We start from the raw sequence: 19,344 nt of genomic DNA, 5'->3' as shown, positions 1-19,344 counted from the left end.
TCCGGGCCGCTTCGACCGGCAGATCCAGGTGCCGAACCCGGATTTCATCGGCCGCGAGAAGATTCTCAAGGTTCACGCCCGCAAGGTGCCTCTGGCGCCGGACGTGGATTTGAAGATCGTCGCGCGCGGCACGCCGGGCTTCTCGGGCGCCGATCTGATGAATCTTGTCAACGAGGCGGCGCTGCTGGCGGCGCGGCGCTCGAAGCGGATCGTCACGAGCCAGGAGTTCGAGGACGCGCGCGACAAGATCATGATGGGCGCCGAGCGCCGCACGCTGGTCATGACGGATGAGGAGAAGAAGCTCACCGCCTATCACGAAGGCGGCCATGCGCTGGTCTCCTTGAACGTGCCGGGGTCGATTCCAATCCACAAGGCGACGATCATTCCGCGCGGCAGAGCGCTCGGCATGGTGCAGGGCCTGCCCGAGCGCGATCAGATCTCGCAGAGCTACGAGCAGCTCGTGGCGATGCTGGCGATGGCGATGGGCGGACGCGTCGCCGAAGAGTTGATCTTTGGGGCCGCGAAGACGACCTCCGGCGCCGCCTCGGACATTCAGCAGGCGACGCGCATCGCCCGCGCGATGGTCACCCAGCTCGGCTTCTCGGACAAGCTCGGCACGGTCGCCTATGCCGACCCGCAGCAGGAGCAATTCCTCGGCTACTCGCTCGGACGCACGCAGACTTTCTCCGAACAGACGCAGGAGACGATCGACGCGGAGGTGCGCCGGCTGGTGCAGGAAGCTTACGAGAAGGCCAGGCAGATCCTCGTCGACAAGCGTACGGATCTGGATACGCTCGCCAATGCGCTTCTCGAATTCGAGACGCTGTCCGGCGACGAGATCAAGGGCCTGCTCGTTGGCAAGCGGCCGGTGCGCGAAGAATCTTCGCCAACGCCGCCGCCGCCGCGCGGCTCGGCGGTGCCGACGACGGGGCAAAAGCCAGAGCCCGACGTCGGCGGCCTGGAGCCGCATCCGATCTAACGGGAAAAACCCAGCGGTACAACCGCTGGGTTTTTTGCATTCGAACCCCGGCGATCTATGTCTTGGACCGCGCGATCAGATCATTGACCGTCTCGGCAGGTCGACAGAGCGCCGCCTTGTCGCCCATCGAAACGATCGGCCGCTCGATCAGAATCGGATGCTTTTCGATGGCGGCGAAAATCTCCTCGTCTTTCAGGGCGGGATTCTCGAGTCCCAGCTCTGCATAGGGCGTCCCGCGCTTGCGCAGCACGTCGCGCACGTTCTTGCCCATGCGACGCAGAAGCTCCTTCAAGGTCGCCCGGTCGGGCGGATTTTTGAGATATTCGATCACCTGCGGCTCATAGCCGGCCTCGCGCAGGGCGGCCAACACGTTGCGCGAGGTCCCGCAGGCGGGGTTGTGGTAGATTTTGACTTCCATGTGGACATCCGTTCAGACGATGTGCGAGTGTTCATTAACCGTTCATTAGGCCGGCGAAAACACGCATTTAACGTTGTGGCATTATGCCCATAGATGCGCCAACTTGGCGCGACGGATGGCGTGACAGATGGCGTGAAGGATGCGCCGATTTGCCGCCGAGGCGCTCGGGCGCCGCTCGCTGAGGATCTTCAATGACCCGCACCTATTTCGGCACAGATGGCATTCGTGGCCTCGCCAACGAGAAGATCACGCCGGAGCTCGCGCTCAAGGTTGGGCAGGCGGCGGGGCTGATCTTTCATCGCGGCGAAGGTCGGCGCCGCGTCGTCATCGGCAAGGACACGCGGCTCTCAGGCTATATGATCGAATATGCGCTCGTCGCCGGCTTCACGTCCGTCGGCATGGATCCGCTGCTGCTGGGGCCAATGCCGACGCCCGCGGTCGCCATGCTCACAAGGTCGATGCGCGCCGACGTTGGCGTGATGATTTCCGCCTCTCATAATTCCTTCGAGGACAACGGCATCAAGCTGTTTGGACCGGACGGCCACAAGCTTTCGGACGAGATCGAACACGAGATCGAGCGCCTCATCGACGGCGATATGTTGCGCAAGCGCGCAGGACCGAGAGATCTCGGACGCGCCCGCCGCATCGACGACGTGCGCGCGCGCTATATCGAGTTCGCCAAGCGCACGCTGCCGCGCAATATGAGTTTGGAAGGCTTGCGCCTCGTCGTCGATTGCGCGAATGGCGCGGCCTATAAGGTGGCGCCCGAGGCGCTGTGGGAGCTTGGCGCCGAAGTCATCGCCATCGGCGTCGACCCCGACGGATTCAACATCAATCATCGCGTGGGCTCCACAGCGCCGCAGGCGCTGCGTGACAAGGTGCGCGAGCTGCGCGCCGACGTGGGCATCGCGCTCGACGGCGACGCCGACCGTGTCATCATGGTCGACGAAAATGCGCGCCTGATTGACGGCGATCAGCTGATGGCGGTCATCGCCGAAAGCTGGCGCGATCAAGGGCTGCTGTCCAAGCCCGGTCTGGTCGCGACAATCATGTCCAACCTTGGATTGGAGCGCCATCTGAATTCGATCGGGCTCATGCTCGAGCGAACGCCCGTCGGCGACCGTTATGTGATCGAGCGCATGCGCGAAGCCGGCTACAACATCGGCGGCGAACAGTCGGGCCATGTCATTCTCTCTGACTATTGCACGACAGGCGACGGGCTCGTGACGGCGATGCAGGCGCTCGCAGAGGTGAAGCGTCAGGATCGTCCGGTAAGCGAAGTTTGCCATCGGTTCGAACCGCTGCCGCAGGTGTTGGAGAATGTGCGCGCCCATCGTCGAGAATTGGAGCGCACGGCGGTCGCGTCTGCGATCGACGATGCGCGGGCGCGACTCGGCAGCTCCGGCAGACTCATTGTTCGCCCCTCCGGCACTGAACCCGTGATCCGCGTCATGGGCGAAGGCGACGACCGCGAACTGGTCGAATCTCTCGTCGCCGGGATCTGCAGCGTTTTGAAGGAATCCGCCGAGGCGGCCTGAGCCGGCGCTTTGCGCGATTGGCGACGCCACGGGATGGTCGCAGCTTACGACGCCTGTCCGCCTTGCACGCACGCGCTCGGTTAAGGAATTTGGTTAAGCAATAGGGTTAACCTGCTCTTAACAATTATCGCACATGCTTGCTTTTCGGCGCTGCGCCATTCGAACGCAATGGCGTGCGCGAAAATGGGAGCACATTATGCGCCGCTCCATCACCCTCCTGTCGTTCGTTCTGATTGCTGGCGCTGTGAACGCGCGCGCCGAAAATCTACCGCCGCCGCCTCTTGATGTCAGCGGCTGGTATCTTCGCGGCAATGTCGACGCGCCCGCCCAATTGACGGAAGGGCAGTCGCGGCTCCAGCCCAACCTTCTCGCCGACCTGGCGAATGGGCCCGCCCGACCAACGCATTATTCGATGAGCGAATTGCGCTAGCGTTCAAAATCTCACGCGTCGAACTCAATCTCCATCTTCAAGCGAAGACGACGTGGGAGAGGCGGAAACTTCCGTCAAATTCCCGAAAAATTCTATTTAGAACTCGACAAGCAAGGCACGCGAGTGAAACCGCCAGGGCTTTTCGATTCCAACCTCAGTGGATTTGATGACAACTTTGACTTCATCGCCGCCCTTAAGGCCCAGCTCTTGAGCGCTGCGGGTGGTGATCCCGGAGCTGAGCGTGCCTGCGGAAGTCTCGATTTCCACTTCGCACACCGCTGACCCTGACACGATCTCCTTCACCCTGCCCTTGACGTGATTGCGTAAACTGGTTGGCATGCTCAAGCTCCTTCGGTCATATACGCTTACGAAAAGAGAAAGTGCCGGGGATGGCGGTTCCTCCCTTTCACCAACGCTGCTGCATCTAGTGTCCAGCTGCGGGCTTTGTAGCTTCGGAGCAGCATGGGTTTCTTTGCTCTCGCGCCTCGACACTGATTGAGCCATATCTCATCCATGTCCGAGCTCGCCGAAATCGGCGGCGACACGCCTCAGACCAATACGCCTGAGATCAGCGTCTCCGAACTCGCGAACGCGCTGAAGCAGACGATCGAGGATCGCTTCGTGCGCGTGCGCGGCGAGATCTCCAACTATCGCGGCCCGCACGCCTCCGGCCACGCCTATTTCTGTCTCAAAGATCAGAATGCGCGTCTCGACGCGGTGATCTGGCGATCGACTTTTTTGCGCCTGCGCACGCGGCCGCAGGAGGGACTGGAAGTCGTCGCGACCGGCCGCGTCACAACCTTCCCCGGCAAGTCCTCCTATCAGATCATCATCGAGTCGCTGGAGCCGGCCGGCGTCGGCGCGCTGATGGCGTTGCTCGATGCGCGCCTCTTCCATTTCTGTTTGGATTCGGTTTCAGCGTCCGGCGGCCGCTGCTCGCCATGAGGCCAAGCTGAGGGCTTTATTCAGACAAGGGGCCTGGAGAATTCCGCAAAAAAACTCCCGCAAGCGCTTGCGACGGCGCTCGCCGCAACGATGCACGCTAGCGCGTTTGGTTTCGACCCAGCCGCATGGCGCGGTTGGGGACGCCGCGGATAGGGCCATTGGGGCTAAGAATGGTGGCGTCCCAGCTGGGGCGGCTGGGGGTCGCGCATGCCTTTGATTCATGGAATCCGCTCGGCGTCGGCATGGCCTCAGAAGCCACCTCGTCACCGCGCTCGGCATGGAGGCGGATAAAGAATATGAGGCGGGGTAGAGGCGGGCGACGATCCCGAAAATGAGCTAGAACTGCCCGCGGGAGGCGCATTTATGCGGCGACGGCTTCGTGATCTCACAATTTATTTCTTCATCCTCGTATCGATGAGCGCGGTCGGCGCCGAGGCGCATCCGCGCATCGGGGAAGGCGCCGCCGATTTGACGCGGCGGACTGCCACGGCGGGGCGCAAAATGATCTCGATCACCGATAAGAACGCGATCGTCGTTGATGAGAGCGCGGTCGACTCCACCGATCCCGACTATGACATCGTCCAGGCCAATATCGATTTCCTCAACAATCTGCTGGCGCAATATATTCGCTTCGACGAAATGTCGCCGGAGGCGCTGCGCAGCTATGAGGTCGATTATTATCTGGCGCAGATGGAGAATGGCGGCTTCCCGCAACTCGTCTTCAATTCGCGCTGGCATGTCGATTCGGTGCGGCTGATCCGCGAAGGTCTCGCGGCGATCGGAGCGAAGAAGCATCTCGCGCTGTTCGAGGAGGGGAGCCGCCTCGTCGACTCGCTGGGAGAGGCGCGGTTGAAGAAATTCCTCGCGACTACCATCCATGATTACGGCGAGAGCACGGAACGCGCTGCGCTGGAAGGAATCGACGACCGATTTTTCGCTTTGGACAAGATGGAAAACCTCCGCGACTTCAATCGCGTCTGGCTCCGCGCACACCCCCTGCTCGCGCCGGCGAGCGCGGAGCGTATAGCGGCGGAAGTCCGGCGGCGCGGCGAGCAACTTCCCGACCGCGCGACGCGCATCGCCGCCGCCGAGGCCGCCGCGCCCCGCTACATGAAGCTCATTCGCGCCCTCGTCGCCAAGGCGGGACAACGGCTCGACCGCGTGACCGTCGGCGATCCGACCCGCGAATTCGCCGGCGCGCCGACGACGGCCTGGTATTTCCTCACCGATCGGGGCCTGTTCCACATGGTCGACGTCGGTGGCAAAGCAATCATGTTCCGCGGCCGCTCGACGACCGATCGCGTTTGCGAGATCGACGCGCCGTGAGCGGCGGGAGCAAATTTGCTTTCGTCCCGAACCGGAGCGCATGGCGACGCTCACGCGCCCTTTTTGGTCCTCGCGCGCGGACTTGAATCGGGCCATATCTCTCATCCATGTCCGAGCTGACCGAAACCGGAGGAGAGGCTCCTCAGACCAATACGCCTGAGATCAGCGTCTCCGAACTCGCGAACGCGCTGAAGCAGACGATCGAGGATCGCTTCGGGCGCGTGCGCGTGCGCGGCGAGATCTCCAACTATCGCGGCCCGCACGCCTCCGGCCACGCTTATTTCTGTCTCAAGGATCAGAATGCGCGTCTCGACGCGGTGATCTGGCGATCGACGTTTCTGCGCCTGCGCACGCGGCCGCAGGAGGGGCTGGAAGTCGTCGCGACCGGCCGCGTCACAACCTTCCCGGGCAAGTCCTCCTATCAGATCATCATCGAGTCGCTGGAGCCGGCCGGCGTCGGCGCGCTGATGGCGCTGCTCGACGCGCGCCGCAAGGCGCTCGCGGCCGAGGGTCTCTTCGACGAAGCGCGCAAGCGCCCCCTGCCCTTCCTGCCGCGCGTCGTCGGCGTGGTGACCTCGCCGACCGGCGCCGTCATCCGTGACATCCTGCACCGTCTCAGCGACCGCTTCCCGCGCCGCGTGCTGGTCTGGCCCGTGCGGGTGCAGGGCGAGAGTTGCGCCGAGGAGGTCGCCGCGGGCATTCGCGGTTTCAACGCGCTGCCTGTCGGGGGCGCCATTCCCCGCCCCGACGTGCTGATCGTCGCGCGCGGCGGCGGCTCGCTCGAGGATCTGTGGGGCTTCAATGAGGAACTCGTCGTTCGCGCGGCGGCGGAGAGCGCCATTCCGCTGATTTCGGCGATCGGTCATGAAACCGATACGACGCTCCTCGATTTCGTCGCCGACCTTCGGGCGCCGACGCCCACTGGCGCGGCCGAGAAAGCCGTTCCGGTGCGCGTCGAGCTTTTCGAACATCTCGCCATACGCACAAGCCGGCTGGAGGGCGCGCGCCGCCGCGCCATGGAACAGCGGCGCGTCCAGCTTTCAACCTTCGCGCGCCTGTTGCCCGCTGGCGACGCCCTGCTCGCCAATCCGCGCCAGCGTCTTGACCGGGCGGCGGAGCGGCTGCGCGCCGGCGCCCGCGCCGCGCGAGACGGACGGCGCCTACGGCTGTCGCGCGCCGCAACGCTGCTCGCCCGCCACTCGCCGCAGGCGGAGCTGGCGCGCGTGCGTGAGCAGCTGCGCGGTCTTGGCGCGCGGCTGCAGCAGGGTTATCGCGCCCGGCGCGTTCTCGCACGTCAGGAGAACGCCGCCGCCAGACAGCGCCTCGCCGGCGCGGCGCAGCGTCTCGACCGCGCCGTCGCCGGCTTGATCGGCGGCCATCAGGATAGGATCGACAGACTGGCCCGGCTGCAGGAATCGCTCAGCCATCGCTCGGCGTTGGCGCGGGGCTTTGCGCTGGTGCGTGATGACAGCGGCGCCCTGGTGCGCAGCGTCGCGCAGGCCCCTCCTGGAACGGGTCTCGATATCGAGATCGCCGACGGCAGAATCCAAGCGCGCGCAGGCATTGTGATTCCAGATCCGCCGGCGCGCCCGCGCCCGCGGCGCCGCCTGAAAAGGGCCGACAGCGACGATCAGGGATCGCTGTTCTGACCTATTCGAATCGCATCTGCCACGCGACGATGCTGCGCTGCATGGCCGCCCGCGGGAGATAGCAGAAGACATTGGTGGAGATCGGCGCCTCGACGCAATGATAGTGCTCTTTGCTCCAGTCGTAGCCGAGCGTGTCCATACAAGCGACGATCTTGTCGTGAATGAGCTTCGGGTTGGAGCGCCGCTCGGCCGGAAAATCCCGCTCCGCCTGGTATTCGCAGTCGGTGACGTCCATCTTCTGGCCTTCGAAATAGCGGCCGCTGGCGCCGCTCGTGACGAACATCGCCTCGGTGGCGAAAATGAAGACCAAGCCGACCGCCAGCGCCAGCTTGCCCTGCCACTTGGTCTTGAAGAAGTGCAGATCGAGTAGCGACAGCAGTCCGACCGCCAAGAGTCCGCCGCCGAGAAGCAGCGTCAACGGCGATAAAAAAGGCGCGATGCCTTCGTTCATGTCACGCTCCTGACCGCGCGCGCCGCCGCTCCGCGCGTCATTGATCAATATTAAGAGCGAGACTCTCTGCAAAGCAACCGCGCGCACATCGCTTCACAGCGGGCGCATGTTCTTTTCTTGAACGCGAAATTGCCGGAGCCCGCGCGGCGCGGCGCGTCAATCTACGCAATGCACACGTGCTATACGCAGGGTGGGCGGGGACGCGCGCCGCGAATAGCGCCAAATTCGCGCCGAAACAGCGCGTTAAGCTTCTGTTAACCAGTTAACCTGTTATTAACGAAGGGACGAATTTGCTCAAATGCAACAGGCCCAAGATACCTGCGATCAAGGTTGACGGAACCTTCGCTTAACCCTGGAAGCCTAGGACTATCGCCCGGACGGTCGTCGTAACAGGAGTTCTTCATGCTGCTTTCGCAACGCGCCTGCGGCGCCAAATTCGTCGTCGCGCTGACGGCGGTCATGGCGGTCCTGGCGCTCTCGGCCTGCGCCAAGAACACCGCGGATGAAGCCGCGAATGATCTGGCGGGCGGACGCTATGGACGCGGCGGCGTCGCCAGTCCCGGCAGCCATCAGGATTTCGTGGTCAATGTCGGAGATCGCATCTTCTTCGAGTCCGACTCCACCGATCTGACGTCCACCGCGCAGGCCACGCTCGATAAGCAGGCCGAATGGCTCAACCGCTACTCACGCTACAGCTTCACGATGGAAGGCCACGCCGACGAACGCGGCACCCGCGAATATAATTTCGCGCTCGGCGCGCGACGCGCCGAAGCGGCGAAGAATTATCTCATCGCGCGCGGGGTCCCGGGGTCGCGCATCCGCACGGTGAGCTACGGCAAGGAGCGTCCTGTCGCCGTCTGCGACGACATCTCTTGCTGGTCGCAGAACCGTCGCGCCGTCACGGTGCTTTCCGGCGGCAATTCCTGATAGGGAAGCCAGCCGCGCCCCTTGCGTCCGGGGCGTCGTTGCGGCAATGAAGACGCGCGCCTTTTTGGACGCCCGCAGGAGTGTAGCTCAACTGGTAGAGCACCGGTCTCCAAAACCGGGGGTTGTCGGTTCGATCCCGGCCACTCCTGCCATTGAAATCAAATAGTGATAGCGAAAGACGTTCGGGCGCTTTTTGGAATCAAAGGTAAGCGTTGAGGTGAGGGCCCCCTCGCTCTTTGCTCCCTTGACGGTTCAAAGAAGACGCTGAAAGAAACCTCCAAACGAAAGGCGGCCCCGCTCTCGGTCAAAAGCAAGGCCGCCAGCGAGGCCGGAAGAAGAGTGACGTAGGAAGGCGTCTAACCAATAAATTTGCGCGGCTTCGCCCTTCATCAAGCCCCGATTTCCTGCGATCGAACACGCTGCTCAATTCGTTGCAAAAGCCTGTCCATTGCAGCAGGCAGAGGTTCAGCGGCTACGCCTGATAACGTGGCGCGCAAATAGTCGGCGATCGTCGTGACCATCGCATTATCGAGCATAGATTGTTTGTGGTTCTTGTTGGTCGGCGACACGATTCGGGTCCTCCCTTTCAGGAGCTATAATTCCTGAAGCGCGCTCACGGTTCCGCCTTAAAGACGGAACGGCCCGCGCCTTTTCGACGCGGCCCGCCCCCTCCCTCGCGGTAGGATCGATCCCCGCCGCGCGGTTCAGTTAGCGCCGAGCCTCTTGATATCGAGCTGAGGCGCTCGCGCGGCGGGCTGCGCCGCTTAACAAGCTGCGCCGCCGCATCGGATCCAACGCTCTGGCCGGGCTAAGGCTTTAATTTTAAATCACTTTGCGGGGGAACAATGCAAATGTGACGCAGTTTCTCTTCCTTAAGGAGGATGCGTCATGCCGGACAGAGCGCCGGGCGATTGGCGGAACGCGGCCGCCGGCAAAATGGGAGCGCGGCCAGACGCCGCAATGGAATCGATTAGCCAGCATCTGAGATCCAAGTTCGACAAAGTCCTCACAGAGCCGCTGCCCAAGAGGATCATGGATTTGATGGCCGAGTTGGACTGGGGGCGCGCCGGTGGGAGCCCGACGCGCAGCAACGGAAACCGCTGAGCCCGCCCCTGCCGCTCGCGCTGGGCCGCGCCCGCAGCTAGGATCATCCCCACGGAACGCGCCCTGCTCACGCATGCGATCAGGACAGCGCGAGCGCGCCGTCTCTCGCGGAGCAACATCATGGCGAGCGAAGCGATGCGGCTGACGTCTGGCGACGCGCTCATCGTCCTGGACGTGCAGCGCGATTTCTGCGCCGGCGGCGCCTTAGAGGTTTGCGGGGCCGACAAGATCGTCTCCGTGGTCAATGAACTGGTCGAGGAAGCCGTCGCCGCCGGCGTTCCCATCGTCGCGTCGCGGGACTGGCATCCAACCGGCCATGCGAGCTTCTGCAACTCCGGCGGACCATGGCCGGCGCATTGCATTCAGGACAGCGCCGGCGCGCAGTTCCATCCCGATCTGCGCCTGCCCGAGCGCGCGATCATCGTCAGCAAGGGAGAATCGCTCGAGCGCGACCAGCTTTCAGCGCTCAACGGAACGGGGCTCGCCGAGCGGCTGCGGCGTCGTGGCGTGCGTCGCCTCTTGATCGTCGGACTGGCGCTGGACGTCTGCGTGCTCGAAACGGCGCTGGACGCCGTCTCGGAAGGATTTGAAACGCATGTGCGGCTTTCCGGCGCGCGCGCCATTACGCCGGAAGGCGGAAGAGACGCTGTCGAAACGATGTTGAAGGCGGGCGTCTTCGTCGAAGACAGCTGAACGGCGCTCTCACAAGTCGCGTGACGCAGCGTGAGCCCTAACATTGCCCGGCCCGGAAGCCATGGCTATGGTCCCGGCGGGCGCGAGCGCTTTCAGCCTTGACCCATTGCGGCAAAGGAAGCAGCGGTCGTGTCCAGCAGCGCGCTCTTCGCGGATCTCTATGAGTTCACGATGCTGCGCGCCTATTTCGAATTGGGCATGAACGCGAAAGCGACGTTCAGCCTTTTCGTGCGCAATTTGCCGCCCCAACGCAATTTTTTGATCGCCGCCGGCTTGAACGATCTTCTCCATGAGATCGAGCATTTGCGTTTTGAGCCGCGGCACATTGACTATCTGGGCTCGCTCAAAATCTCTTCGCAGCCGTTCCTCGACTGGCTCGCGGATTTCCGCTTTTCCGGCGACATCCATGCGATGCGCGAAGGCACGCCGTTCTTTCAGAACGAACCGATCCTGGAAGTGGTTGCGCCCATCGCCGAAGCGCAGCTCATCGAAACGCTCGTTCTCAATCAGATCGGACTGCAAACGATACTGGCGTCGAAAGCGGCGCGCGTCGTCGCCGCGGCGCGCGGCGCCAGCGTCGTCGATTTCGGCGCAAGACGCGCGCAAGGCGTGGATGCGGCGACAAAGGGCGCGCGCGCATTCTACATCGGCGGAGTCGAGTCGACCTCCAACGTCGCGGCCGGGCAAGCCTATGGATTGCCCGTCGCCGGAACGATGGCGCACAGCTTTGTCGAAGCCTGCGCCTCCGAGATGGACGCCTTTCAGTCCTTCAGTGACGTCTTTCCCGAAACGACATTGCTCGTCGACACCTATGACGCGATCGAAGGCGTCAAGAAAGTCGTCGCGCTCGCGAGGGCGCTCGGGACGAACTTCAAAGTCCGCGCGGTGCGTCTCGACTCCGGCGATCTCGACATGCTGTCGCGCCAGACGCGCCGCATCCTCAATGAGGCTGGCTTGACCGACGTGCAGATCGTCGCCAGTGGCGGCCTTGAGGAAACCAAGATCGACGCTCTGACGTCGCGCGGCGCGCCCATCGATGTCTTTGGCGTCGGGACGGATATGGCGGTGTCGAGCGACGCGCCAGCCGTGGACATCGCCTATAAGTTGACCGAATACGCCGGCAAGGGACGGATGAAATTGTCGGCGGGCAAGCGATCATTGCCGGGCCGCAAACAGGTTTTTCGAGAGTTAAGAGACGGCGTCGCGGTCAGGGACGTCATCGGCCGAGAGGGCGAAACTCTGCCGGGCGTCCCATTGCTGCAGCCGTTCATGCTGTCAGGTCGCCGGGTCGCGGAGCAAACATGCGACCTTCCGCAAATTCGCGATTATGCGAAAGAGCAGCTCGCCGCGCTGCCGTCGCATCTGAAAGCTCTCGGATCGCATGCGCGCTATGACGTGGTGATCAGCGACGAGCTCGCGAGCTATGAGCGCGAGACTCGCGCGCAGTTGATCGACTGACGGTTTGGCAAATTGGCGCGGCCGAGCGCGAGGCTGCGAGACGGGACGAGTTCCCTCTCCCGCCGACGGAACTTCTCCGCCGACGGAACTTCGGCGCAAGCGGAGCCTAGCGCCGATCCTTCCGGTCTATGAATTCCGACGTGAACCGCTTCAGCGCGACACGCAAATCGTCGGCGTATCCTGTCGCGCCGAGCGACTGGAACCTTTCGATGTCGGCGAGCATCAGTTCTCTCACCGGCGCCGCGCCACGATGCAGATTGACCAAATAGCCGGATAAAAGCCGGCCGTCGCGGCCCCCCGCGGCCGCCTTGTTCTCGCTCTCGGACGGGCCGATTTTCTTCGCAATTCCTATCATTAGTTGCTCCGAAGGGCGGACGCCGCGCCAGATGTCCGCGATCTACCTAAGCAAGAATTGCGCTCACCTAAGCTCGGCGAACGCCGCCGCCTGGCCAAATCTGAAAAAACCGTCAACCATCGCAAAAAGACCGCCTTCACGCGGCGCCGTTTCCCGCGTGGCGGCCGTGTATTCCGGCGCGTCGCACACGAGCTTCATGCCCCAATCGGGATAACTGCGCATCGAAATGCGTTCGTGAACGAGCTTGACGACGCCCGAGTGCCGGGAGTCCGTCCGGATCTGCAGATAGAGCGGCGTCAGCGCTTGCCGCGGACCCTCCAGAATCTGCAAAAAATTCAGCCCGTTGTAGAGGAGCGCCCCGCTAATGCGCCGCGGTCGATTCCGCTCTGCGGACATCTCGACCATTCCCTCGATCGCCGAGAGGCTCAGATCAAGATTTGCGTTACTGAAATAGACAAGTCGATGCATCAATGGCCTCCGAACGCAGCTGCCATCCATCCCGAGAATTCCGCCTCGCGCGTCGCCCGTCAATCGCCACAAGCTGAAACAGGGATAGCGCTAAACCAAAAATTATGCAATAGTTTCATATGCTTGACCTATCTCAAGACCCCGCGCCAAAATCCGTCGCTCCAGTCATAGGTTCGTATCAAGCGGACGCTATTTAAAGGGCATATTGGATCCCTTTTCAGTGGCGAGGGAGGCGCCGGCGCGGCCGCGTCTCCCTCCATATTTTGGCGATGGGCGCTCACAGGCCGGCAACTTCAGAGGAATAAGATGATGTCGCCAGACCCTTCCCCGCTCCTCACTTCGCTCAAGACCTGTCAGGACTGCGCATCGAGAGTCATGGACTTCGGCCTGATCAACACGCGGTCGGCGCTGCAATTCGGGCAAGATATATGGACGGCGAGATCGCCGCACGACGTCGCCGAAGCCATGGTCGACTACGGCCGCCGGCAATTCGAATACTGGACCGAGGAACTGGAGGAGTTCTCGATTGCGGCCGGCGGCAAGACGACCCCAGACGCCGAGGTCGTCGGACTCGGAGACTAGTTTTCCATCGTCCGATCTTCCAGTTGAGAAGATATGATGATGAGCGCAACGACGGCGTGTAACGTCACGGCGGCGGCGATCGCCGCGCTCGTCGTTCAGGCCGGCGCGCTTTGGGCGCTCGGTCGGCCGTTTCTTTGCACGTGCGGCAAATTCAAGCTGTGGGAGGGCGACGCCACCTCTTCCGGCCTCTCTCAGCAACTCACCGATTGGTACAGCTTCACGCATGTCATTCACGGCGTGCTGTTCTATTTCCTGGTTTGGCTTGCTGCGCAGGGACTGTCGGTCGGGCAGCGCTTCCTGATCGTGCTGGCGGTTGAAGTGGGATGGGAGATCCTCGAAAACACGCCCTTCGCCATCCGCCACTATCGCAAGCAGCCGCCGGCGCAGGACTACGCAGGAGACAGCATCGTCAATTCGCTTGCCGATACGCTGGCGATGGCGCTGGGCTTCGTTCTCGCATGGCGGCTTCCGGCTTTGGCCGTCATCGCAATATCCGTGCTTCTTGAAGTCGGGGTCGCGCTGAACATCAGAGACAATTTCACTCTCAATGTGCTCAGTTTCATCCATCCGTTCGATTTCATCCGCCGCTGGCAAAACGGCGCGCCATAGGCGCCAATTTGCGGTCGTGCGCGGGCTGGGTTAACTCAAGCGCTCCCTAAGCCGCGCTCGCAAACCTCTATCCTCGGATATTTCGCCCCGCTCGCATGACCAAGCGCGCTCCCGTCCTCGCCGACTTCAAACGCATCGTCGTGAAGGTCGGTTCATCGCTCATCGTCGACCCCAACAAGGCGTCGGCGAAACGCGCCTGGCTGAAGCGCCTCGCCGACGACCTCGCCGATCTGCATCGCGCCGGCGCCGACGTGCTGGTCGTGTCGTCAGGCGCCGTGGCGCTGGGACGGAGCGTGCTGGGCTTTCCGCGCGGCGCGCTGAAACTCGAAGACAGCCAGGCGGCCGCCGCCGTCGGCCAGATCGCCCTGGCGCGTCTCTGGGCCGAGACCCTGCACGACCGCGGCCTCGTCGCCGGACAGGTGCTGGTGACGCTCGGCGACACGGAGGAGCGCCGCCGCTATCTCTATGCGCGCGAATGCCTGACGCGGCTCTTGTCGCTGCGCGCCGTGCCGGTCATCAACGAGAACGACACGGTGGCGACGGCCGAAATCCGCTATGGCGACAATGACCGCCTCGCCGCGCGCGTCGCCACCATGGCGAGCGCCGATCTGTTGATCCTGCTGTCCGACGTCGATGGGCTCTACAGCGCCCCGCCCGATTCCAATCCGGACGCCAAACACATCGCGATCGTGCCGCGCGTCACCGCGGAGATCGAAGCCATGGCCGGGGGCGCCGCCTCGCAATATTCGCGCGGCGGCATGCGCACCAAGATCGAGGCGGCGAAGATCGCCACCACCGGCGGCGCGCATATGGTGATCGCCGACGGCCGCGAAGAGGCGCCGATCGCGCGCATCGCCGCGGGCGGGCGCTGCTCCTGGTTTCTGACGCCGTCCAATCCGGTGACGGCGCGCAAGAAATGGATCGCCGGCTCTTTGGAGCCGAAGGGCGCCGTGCATATCGACGACGGCGCGGCGAAAGCGCTGCGCTCGGGCCGGAGCCTGCTGCCGGCGGGCGTGACGCGGATCGAGGGCGGCTTCGCGCGCGGCGACTGCATCGTCATCCGCAACGCCAAGGGCGGCGAGATCGGCCGCGGCCTCGTGACCTATGACGCGTCCGACGCGGCGAAAATCGTTGGGCGTTCGACGAAAGACATCGAGGCGCTTTTAGGCTTCAAAGGCCCCGACGAAATCATCCACCGCGACGACATGGCGCTGGGTGGGGAGTGAAGATGTAGAGGCGTTCGCATCGCAGTCCTCGTCCTTCGAGACGCGTCTTAAAGGCGCTCCACAAGATGAGGACACTTGGAGCAGCGCAGCTAATCGCACCGCGCGGCAACTCGTCGCACTCCATGAAGTGTGCGCGATCCAAGGCCCCTCATCCTGAGGAGCGCGCGCAGCGCGCGTCTCGAAGGATGAGGGGACGGCGCTGGCAGAATTCCCGCAAAATCAAAGCTGTGATTTTGTGCCGATTTCTGGTTTTCGCACATGGTGGACGATCATCCGGCAGCGGTAGGTTGCTGACCATGTACAGAATCGCCGAGCGCAAAAAACAAGATCCCGGGCTGCGATGGAATTTACCCGACCGAGTGTTTTTCGCATGCGGGGGTTGTCACATCTTGGCTTACGCATTTTTCGAAAAATATGGCGATGCCGACGCCGAGGCGCTTTGGATCAAGCCCGCGACTGGTATTACGGGCAATCACATTATTGTCTCTGGTGGTTCATGGGCGTTCGATTACCATGGCTACTCAAGCGCCGACCGTCTTCTGGCCCATATCGAACAGAAGGCCAATCGCTGGTGGCCGGGATGGCGCGCGACTTTAGTTCCGCTGCCGCGCGATGTGCTGATCTCGGAAGCGAAATCGCGTTCGTATGACGGCCTCTGGCTTCGTGAGCCTACCCAATTCCTGCACAATACGCTGCCGCGTGCTCACGCTTATCTGTCACGCTTCCCTGCCCCTCCGCAGCTTGAGTAGTTGGCAAGTGTCGTCTTCTTTAGCGGAGCGACTCACAACGGTGATGGCCGGGCGTGACTCGGCCATCACGCCGCGACGTTTCGCAAATGCCGCAAGGCGCATGTAGCGGCGCCGCGTGGACGCCCGCGACAAGCGCGAACATACGCAGCTCCGCAATCAAAAGGCCCCTCATCGCGGAGCAGCGCGCGTCTCGAAGGATGAGGGGCAACTCCACTGGAGCCTTCCCCTTGGGGGAAAGGCAAAATGCGAGTTCAGCCCGTCTCCATTGGGCCGGCGACGATCGCTTCGAGCTTCCTGCGATCTTCCGGCTCGTTGATCTGCGCAATCGTCCAGCGGATCGCCTGAAGCTGAGCAAGCAGAGCCTCGCGTTGCTCTCGCAGTTCCGCGCTGTGCAGCAGGTCCTGGATACGTTCTGTGAGCACCATGAGAACTGCCGGCATTCCCTCGGCCGCGGCGCGAATCTGCGTGAAGGCGGTCTCGACGACAGGTCCATAGCCGCCGTTCGCCGCGACGACCCGCAAACGACCGGCTCTGTCGCGGTAGTATTTTGTTGTTAGCTCGCGTGCGCCGGCTTTTTCGAGCGAGGCGGAGAGTCGGTTAATGACGGCCGTTGCGGTGTAAGGATCGTTGATGCTCGGCGACAGGGCGCGCAATGCGATTTCAACCAATTGGCGCACGGAATATTGCAGATCCTGCGTGGGCGTGCGCACGGCGCCGATCACAAAGCAATCTCGAATTGCGCGCTCCACGCGCTTCCCGACAAGCGCTTTCGAACGAACCTCGACCGTGTCTCCCTTCTGCAAAAGGAACGCGCCCGGTTCGATGTGCACGATCAACACGGTGTCGTGACGCCCGGCGGTTTTGACCAGCGCGTCATAATCGATGAACTGCACATAGCCGCTCTGTTCGAGTCCGATGCAGCGCCGCGTCGCGTGCTCTCGGCTTTCCTCGTCGACGTCGATCTTTTCGTCGGCGTGATCGGAGCGGCGGGGACATTCGTCGATGGCGGCGTCGAGATTGTCGCCAACTTCGCGGACGACGGTGTCGGAAACGATCGAATGTGCGAGCTTGCTGATATATGCAAGCAGCGCAAACAAACAGGCGATGGTGAGAAGGCTCGCGAGAGTCACCGCGTAGCGCGGCACGCCTTGCGGCCCGAGCTGCTCATTGATGCTCCGCAAGATGAAGAGGCAATAGAGAATCGTCGCCACGAAAAGACCGAGAGCGGCCTGGATGGAGCGGTCGCCAATGAAATTATAGATAAGCCGAGGGCCAAGCTGGCGCGCCGCCTGCGCCAGCACAAGGATCGTTAAGGACACGACGAGAGACGTCATCGTAATCATGCCGGAAACGATCGTAGAGAGAAGGCCGCGCGCGGTGGCGGGGTCGCCGCTGAACAGCCACAGCGAACCGCTGGCGTCGATCGGGACCTTGAAGCTGTAACGCACGAGCGCATAGCCGGCGCCGAGCGCAAGCACGCTCATGCCGCACGGAATCAGCCATAGCCGGGATTTGAACCAGCTCATCGCGTTGGAGAGGCGACCCGATTTTCCTTTGCGCGCCATCTGGTCCTCGATCTAACTGAAGCGCTAGCGCAAGCGACCTCCCCCGACCGCCGGGATATATAGCGCGCGGAACCATGCCTCAGCCGCCGGGCCGAAGGACCCAGCGACGCCACGTCGGCTTGAATGGGAAACGCCTAGTCTTCGCTGAGGCGGATTTAAGGATCAGCGCAAGTGCGCCGATCCTTTAGCCTGGCGGCAGGCCGGAGGGGATGGTCGCGGCGGTGTCAGCGTCGCCCGTCAGCACGGCATCCTGGCTGAAGACGAGAGGCGCCAAGTCCAACGCTTTCTCCCTCCCCTCGCGGCGTGGCGCGATGATCGGATGCGTCTTGAAATATTGGTGGAGGGCCTGATGGACAGTGAGAGGGAGAACCTGCGCATCATGGCTGCCCGCGTGCCGACAAATGACGTCCATCGGTTCGCCATCGCGTTCGCAGCCGGCGATTACGTAACGTTTGTGATCATCGATTTCGACGCCATTGACCTTCAGGGAGACGAGGCGCCGGCCTTTCTCCGCAAGCGCGTTGAAGAGGATGGCCAAGCCCGCGGCGCGCGGGCCCCAGCCGCCATTGAGCCTCCACGGATTGCTGGCGAAGACCAGTTCCAGCTCATCTTCGAGATAAGCGCGCAGTTCTTTGCCGGTGACCCAGCCTGTCTTTAGCCGCGCATCCATGGGCAATAAATTCCACAGATCGCCTTCCGTTACTGTCGTCGGCGGAATGGGAACGCCAAAGCGGAAGCCATTCGAGAAAGCGATGTCAGCTTTTGACGCCTCCCGAACGGCGTCGGTAATAAAATCGTCAGCCGTGCTCTCCAATACGTCATAACGCATGATGAGCGTCTCCGTCTCACCCACCGGTTTGGTCATTCGTTCCCGATATGGCGCGAGAGACGTGTCGACCAGGGCTTTGACCTTCGGATCCTCGGCGTAGCGACTTTCGAGGATCGGAATGAGGCGGAACGCATGCCCCGCGACGCCGCCGTCCGCAGCAAGGTGAAGGTCCAGCCGCGCCAGAAAGGAGCCAAATGAACCGGGTTCCACAATGATGACCTTGCCTTCCAGGATCGGCCTGGAGGTCCGCTCGTGGGAATGGCCGGACAAGATGACGTCAAATTCGGGGATGTCCCGCGCGATCTGGCGGGCGATCGATAGGCCGGTATGCGTCACGGCGACAAGCAGGTCCGGCCGCTGCCGAGCGCGCAAATCCTTGACGAAATCGTGCAAGCCGTCGATCCGGGTCGTGTCCATGCCGCGGAACTCAGCGGGCGGATGACGCTTGCTGGCGCTGATGTCGGTGATGCCGACGAAAGCCACTTTCACGCCTTCTCTCTCAATTATCGCCGAAGGCGCGAAGAGGGGTTGGCCGCTAGCTATGTCATGGAAATTGTAGCAGATCACCGGGCACTTGAGCCCCGTCATGGTCTCTTTGAAGCGTTCGGGACCATAGGCCGCCTCCCAATTGCCTGGAACGAAGGCGTCGAGCCCCAGCGCATTGAGCGGGTGGAGAACAACTTCGCCTTTTGACCAGGTCGCGGGGCCGGAGCCCTGGAATTCATCACCCCCGTCGAGCAAGAAGCAGGGGTGATCGTGAAGCGCTCGCTCGCGGTCGATCGCGGTCTTGAGGCGAGCGTAGCCTCCCATCATTTGGACTTCGGGGCTGGCGCCGGGCAGATATTCGGGATGCGTTTCGAGTTGGGCGTGCGTATCGGTGAAATGCAGCAGGGTCACGCGCTTGCCCGTCGGCGGATCGCGTTGCGGAACATTCGCGAGGGCGACGCAAGCCCCGGAAGCGCCTGCGCCGATCGCCGACATGGCGACGGACGACATGAAACGCCGTCGACTCAGCGGCTTAATCATCTGTTCTTCCTTTTAGC

The 19,344-nt window shown here is 62.7% G+C and carries 20 protein-coding genes, 1 tRNA gene and 2 pseudogenes; 15 read left to right on the top strand and 8 right to left on the bottom strand.

The window, feature by feature from the left end; genetic code table 11:
• A pseudogene (locus tag ACR65T_RS12030) lies at nt 1–979 on the top strand (ATP-dependent zinc metalloprotease FtsH); the annotation flags it as partial.
• Nucleotides 980–1,034: 55 nt separating this feature from the next.
• On the opposite strand, the gene arsC reads toward ACR65T_RS12030, so the two are convergent.
• Nucleotides 1,035–1,397 carry an arsenate reductase (glutaredoxin) gene (arsC, locus tag ACR65T_RS12025; protein WP_434496696.1) on the bottom strand — a complete coding sequence of 121 codons (363 nt, stop codon included), beginning with the start codon at nt 1,395–1,397 and terminating at the stop codon, nt 1,035–1,037.
• A gap of 191 nt (nt 1,398–1,588) precedes the next feature.
• On the opposite strand from arsC, the gene glmM reads away from it, so the two are divergent.
• Together glmM and ACR65T_RS12015 are read left to right on the top strand one after the other, a co-directional pair.
• The gene (gene glmM / locus ACR65T_RS12020) at nt 1,589–2,935 is read left to right on the top strand and encodes a phosphoglucosamine mutase (protein WP_434496695.1); all 1,347 of its coding nucleotides are present in this window, start codon (nt 1,589–1,591) and stop codon (nt 2,933–2,935) included.
• Between the two features lie 196 nt (nt 2,936–3,131).
• A complete protein-coding gene (locus tag ACR65T_RS12015) occupies nt 3,132–3,365 on the top strand; it encodes a hypothetical protein (protein WP_434496694.1) in 234 nt (77 codons plus the stop codon).
• Nucleotides 3,366–3,461: 96 nt separating this feature from the next.
• On the opposite strand, the gene ACR65T_RS12010 is transcribed toward ACR65T_RS12015, so the two are convergent.
• A complete protein-coding gene (locus ACR65T_RS12010) occupies nt 3,462–3,704 on the bottom strand; it encodes a TOBE domain-containing protein (protein WP_434496693.1) in 243 nt (80 codons plus the stop codon).
• A gap of 174 nt (nt 3,705–3,878) precedes the next feature.
• Between ACR65T_RS12010 and ACR65T_RS12005 the strand changes: the two are divergent.
• From ACR65T_RS12005 to xseA, 3 genes and pseudogenes are all read left to right on the top strand, one after another.
• Nucleotides 3,879–4,253 (top strand): annotated as a pseudogene (locus ACR65T_RS12005) (exodeoxyribonuclease VII large subunit); the annotation flags it as partial.
• 420 nt (nt 4,254–4,673) lie between these two features.
• Nucleotides 4,674–5,636, top strand: coding sequence for a DMP19 family protein (locus tag ACR65T_RS12000; protein WP_434496692.1), 963 nt, complete (start codon nt 4,674–4,676; stop codon nt 5,634–5,636).
• Between the two features lie 107 nt (nt 5,637–5,743).
• A complete protein-coding gene (gene xseA, locus ACR65T_RS11995; protein ID WP_434496691.1) occupies nt 5,744–7,285 on the top strand; it encodes an exodeoxyribonuclease VII large subunit in 1,542 nt (513 codons plus the stop codon).
• Between the two features lies 1 nt (nt 7,286).
• Here xseA and ACR65T_RS11990 read toward each other — a convergent pair whose 3' ends face one another.
• Nucleotides 7,287–7,736: a hypothetical protein gene (locus ACR65T_RS11990; protein WP_434496690.1), complete on the bottom strand. Its 450-nt coding sequence runs from the start codon at nt 7,734–7,736 to the stop codon at nt 7,287–7,289.
• 402 nt (nt 7,737–8,138) lie between these two features.
• Between ACR65T_RS11990 and pal the strand changes: the two genes are divergently transcribed.
• Nucleotides 8,139–8,663, top strand: a complete 525-nt coding sequence (gene pal / locus ACR65T_RS11985) for a peptidoglycan-associated lipoprotein Pal (RefSeq protein ID WP_434496689.1) — start codon at nt 8,139–8,141, stop codon at nt 8,661–8,663.
• Nucleotides 8,664–8,739: 76 nt separating this feature from the next.
• A tRNA-Trp gene (locus ACR65T_RS11980) sits at nt 8,740–8,815 on the top strand.
• Between the two features lie 237 nt (nt 8,816–9,052).
• On the opposite strand, the gene ACR65T_RS11975 is transcribed toward ACR65T_RS11980, so the two are convergent.
• Nucleotides 9,053–9,232, bottom strand: coding sequence for a hypothetical protein (locus ACR65T_RS11975; RefSeq protein ID WP_434496688.1), 180 nt, complete (start codon nt 9,230–9,232; stop codon nt 9,053–9,055).
• 319 nt (nt 9,233–9,551) lie between these two features.
• On the opposite strand from ACR65T_RS11975, the gene ACR65T_RS11970 reads away from it, so the two are divergent.
• From ACR65T_RS11970 to ACR65T_RS11960, 3 genes are all read left to right on the top strand, one after another.
• Entirely contained in the window at nt 9,552–9,767 is a 216-nt protein-coding gene (locus tag ACR65T_RS11970; protein ID WP_434496687.1) for a NepR family anti-sigma factor, read from the top strand.
• A 120-nt stretch (nt 9,768–9,887) separates the two neighbouring features.
• The gene (locus tag ACR65T_RS11965) at nt 9,888–10,460 is read left to right on the top strand and encodes an isochorismatase family protein (RefSeq protein WP_434496686.1); all 573 of its coding nucleotides are present in this window, start codon (nt 9,888–9,890) and stop codon (nt 10,458–10,460) included.
• Between the two features lie 129 nt (nt 10,461–10,589).
• Nucleotides 10,590–11,918: a nicotinate phosphoribosyltransferase gene (locus ACR65T_RS11960; RefSeq protein ID WP_434496685.1), complete on the top strand. Its 1,329-nt coding sequence runs from the start codon at nt 10,590–10,592 to the stop codon at nt 11,916–11,918.
• A 106-nt stretch (nt 11,919–12,024) separates the two neighbouring features.
• On the opposite strand, the gene ACR65T_RS11955 is transcribed toward ACR65T_RS11960, so the two are convergent.
• Both ACR65T_RS11955 and ACR65T_RS11950 read right to left on the bottom strand, forming a co-directional pair.
• Nucleotides 12,025–12,273, bottom strand: coding sequence for a hypothetical protein (locus ACR65T_RS11955; protein WP_434496684.1), 249 nt, complete (start codon nt 12,271–12,273; stop codon nt 12,025–12,027).
• Between the two features lie 63 nt (nt 12,274–12,336).
• On the bottom strand, nt 12,337–12,741 hold the full coding sequence (locus ACR65T_RS11950; RefSeq protein WP_434496683.1) for a BLUF domain-containing protein: 405 nt from the start codon (nt 12,739–12,741) through the stop codon (nt 12,337–12,339).
• A gap of 306 nt (nt 12,742–13,047) precedes the next feature.
• Between ACR65T_RS11950 and ACR65T_RS11945 the strand changes: the two genes are divergently transcribed.
• From ACR65T_RS11945 to ACR65T_RS11930, 4 genes are all read left to right on the top strand, one after another.
• Nucleotides 13,048–13,323, top strand: coding sequence for a hypothetical protein (locus tag ACR65T_RS11945; protein ID WP_434496682.1), 276 nt, complete (start codon nt 13,048–13,050; stop codon nt 13,321–13,323).
• Nucleotides 13,324–13,356: 33 nt separating this feature from the next.
• Nucleotides 13,357–13,932 carry a DUF2585 domain-containing protein gene (locus tag ACR65T_RS11940; RefSeq protein ID WP_434496681.1) on the top strand — a complete coding sequence of 192 codons (576 nt, stop codon included), beginning with the start codon at nt 13,357–13,359 and terminating at the stop codon, nt 13,930–13,932.
• 95 nt (nt 13,933–14,027) lie between these two features.
• Nucleotides 14,028–15,158 carry a glutamate 5-kinase gene (gene proB, locus ACR65T_RS11935; RefSeq protein WP_434496680.1) on the top strand — a complete coding sequence of 377 codons (1,131 nt, stop codon included), beginning with the start codon at nt 14,028–14,030 and terminating at the stop codon, nt 15,156–15,158.
• Between the two features lie 296 nt (nt 15,159–15,454).
• Nucleotides 15,455–15,907 carry a hypothetical protein gene (locus ACR65T_RS11930; protein ID WP_434496679.1) on the top strand — a complete coding sequence of 151 codons (453 nt, stop codon included), beginning with the start codon at nt 15,455–15,457 and terminating at the stop codon, nt 15,905–15,907.
• 251 nt (nt 15,908–16,158) lie between these two features.
• Here ACR65T_RS11930 and ACR65T_RS11925 read toward each other — a convergent pair whose 3' ends face one another.
• Both ACR65T_RS11925 and ACR65T_RS11920 read right to left on the bottom strand, forming a co-directional pair.
• Nucleotides 16,159–17,472 carry a DUF2254 domain-containing protein gene (locus tag ACR65T_RS11925; RefSeq protein WP_434496677.1) on the bottom strand — a complete coding sequence of 438 codons (1,314 nt, stop codon included), beginning with the start codon at nt 17,470–17,472 and terminating at the stop codon, nt 16,159–16,161.
• A 184-nt stretch (nt 17,473–17,656) separates the two neighbouring features.
• Nucleotides 17,657–19,327, bottom strand: a complete 1,671-nt coding sequence (locus tag ACR65T_RS11920) for a bifunctional metallophosphatase/5'-nucleotidase (protein ID WP_434496676.1) — start codon at nt 19,325–19,327, stop codon at nt 17,657–17,659.
• Between the last annotated feature and the right edge of the window lie 17 nt (nt 19,328–19,344).

The organism is Methylocystis sp. (assembly GCF_051061285.1).
Taxonomy (GTDB): domain Bacteria; phylum Pseudomonadota; class Alphaproteobacteria; order Rhizobiales; family Beijerinckiaceae; genus Methylocystis.
The sequence above is the reverse complement of the archived record's forward strand: the minus strand, read 5'-3'. Positions and strand labels throughout refer to the sequence as shown.

Excerpts from the sequence above, each read along its gene's own strand:
- arsC (WP_434496696.1), bottom strand. The coding sequence starts at position 1,397 with ATGGAAGTCAAAATCTACCACAACCCCGCCTGCGGGACCTCGCGCAAC.
- glmM (WP_434496695.1), top strand. The coding sequence starts at position 1,589 with ATGACCCGCACCTATTTCGGCACAGATGGCATTCGTGGCCTCGCCAAC.
- ACR65T_RS12015 (WP_434496694.1), top strand. The coding sequence starts at position 3,132 with ATGCGCCGCTCCATCACCCTCCTGTCGTTCGTTCTGATTGCTGGCGCT.
- ACR65T_RS12010 (WP_434496693.1), bottom strand. The coding sequence starts at position 3,704 with ATGCCAACCAGTTTACGCAATCACGTCAAGGGCAGGGTGAAGGAGATC.
- ACR65T_RS12000 (WP_434496692.1), top strand. The coding sequence starts at position 4,674 with ATGCGGCGACGGCTTCGTGATCTCACAATTTATTTCTTCATCCTCGTA.
- xseA (WP_434496691.1), top strand. The coding sequence starts at position 5,744 with ATGTCCGAGCTGACCGAAACCGGAGGAGAGGCTCCTCAGACCAATACG.
- ACR65T_RS11990 (WP_434496690.1), bottom strand. The coding sequence starts at position 7,736 with ATGAACGAAGGCATCGCGCCTTTTTTATCGCCGTTGACGCTGCTTCTC.
- pal (WP_434496689.1), top strand. The coding sequence starts at position 8,139 with ATGCTGCTTTCGCAACGCGCCTGCGGCGCCAAATTCGTCGTCGCGCTG.
- ACR65T_RS11970 (WP_434496687.1), top strand. The coding sequence starts at position 9,552 with ATGCCGGACAGAGCGCCGGGCGATTGGCGGAACGCGGCCGCCGGCAAA.
- ACR65T_RS11965 (WP_434496686.1), top strand. The coding sequence starts at position 9,888 with ATGGCGAGCGAAGCGATGCGGCTGACGTCTGGCGACGCGCTCATCGTC.
- ACR65T_RS11955 (WP_434496684.1), bottom strand. The coding sequence starts at position 12,273 with ATGATAGGAATTGCGAAGAAAATCGGCCCGTCCGAGAGCGAGAACAAG.
- ACR65T_RS11950 (WP_434496683.1), bottom strand. The coding sequence starts at position 12,741 with ATGCATCGACTTGTCTATTTCAGTAACGCAAATCTTGATCTGAGCCTC.
- ACR65T_RS11945 (WP_434496682.1), top strand. The coding sequence starts at position 13,048 with ATGATGTCGCCAGACCCTTCCCCGCTCCTCACTTCGCTCAAGACCTGT.
- ACR65T_RS11940 (WP_434496681.1), top strand. The coding sequence starts at position 13,357 with ATGATGATGAGCGCAACGACGGCGTGTAACGTCACGGCGGCGGCGATC.
- proB (WP_434496680.1), top strand. The coding sequence starts at position 14,028 with ATGACCAAGCGCGCTCCCGTCCTCGCCGACTTCAAACGCATCGTCGTG.
- ACR65T_RS11930 (WP_434496679.1), top strand. The coding sequence starts at position 15,455 with ATGTACAGAATCGCCGAGCGCAAAAAACAAGATCCCGGGCTGCGATGG.
- ACR65T_RS11925 (WP_434496677.1), bottom strand. The coding sequence starts at position 17,472 with ATGGCGCGCAAAGGAAAATCGGGTCGCCTCTCCAACGCGATGAGCTGG.
- ACR65T_RS11920 (WP_434496676.1), bottom strand. The coding sequence starts at position 19,327 with ATGATTAAGCCGCTGAGTCGACGGCGTTTCATGTCGTCCGTCGCCATG.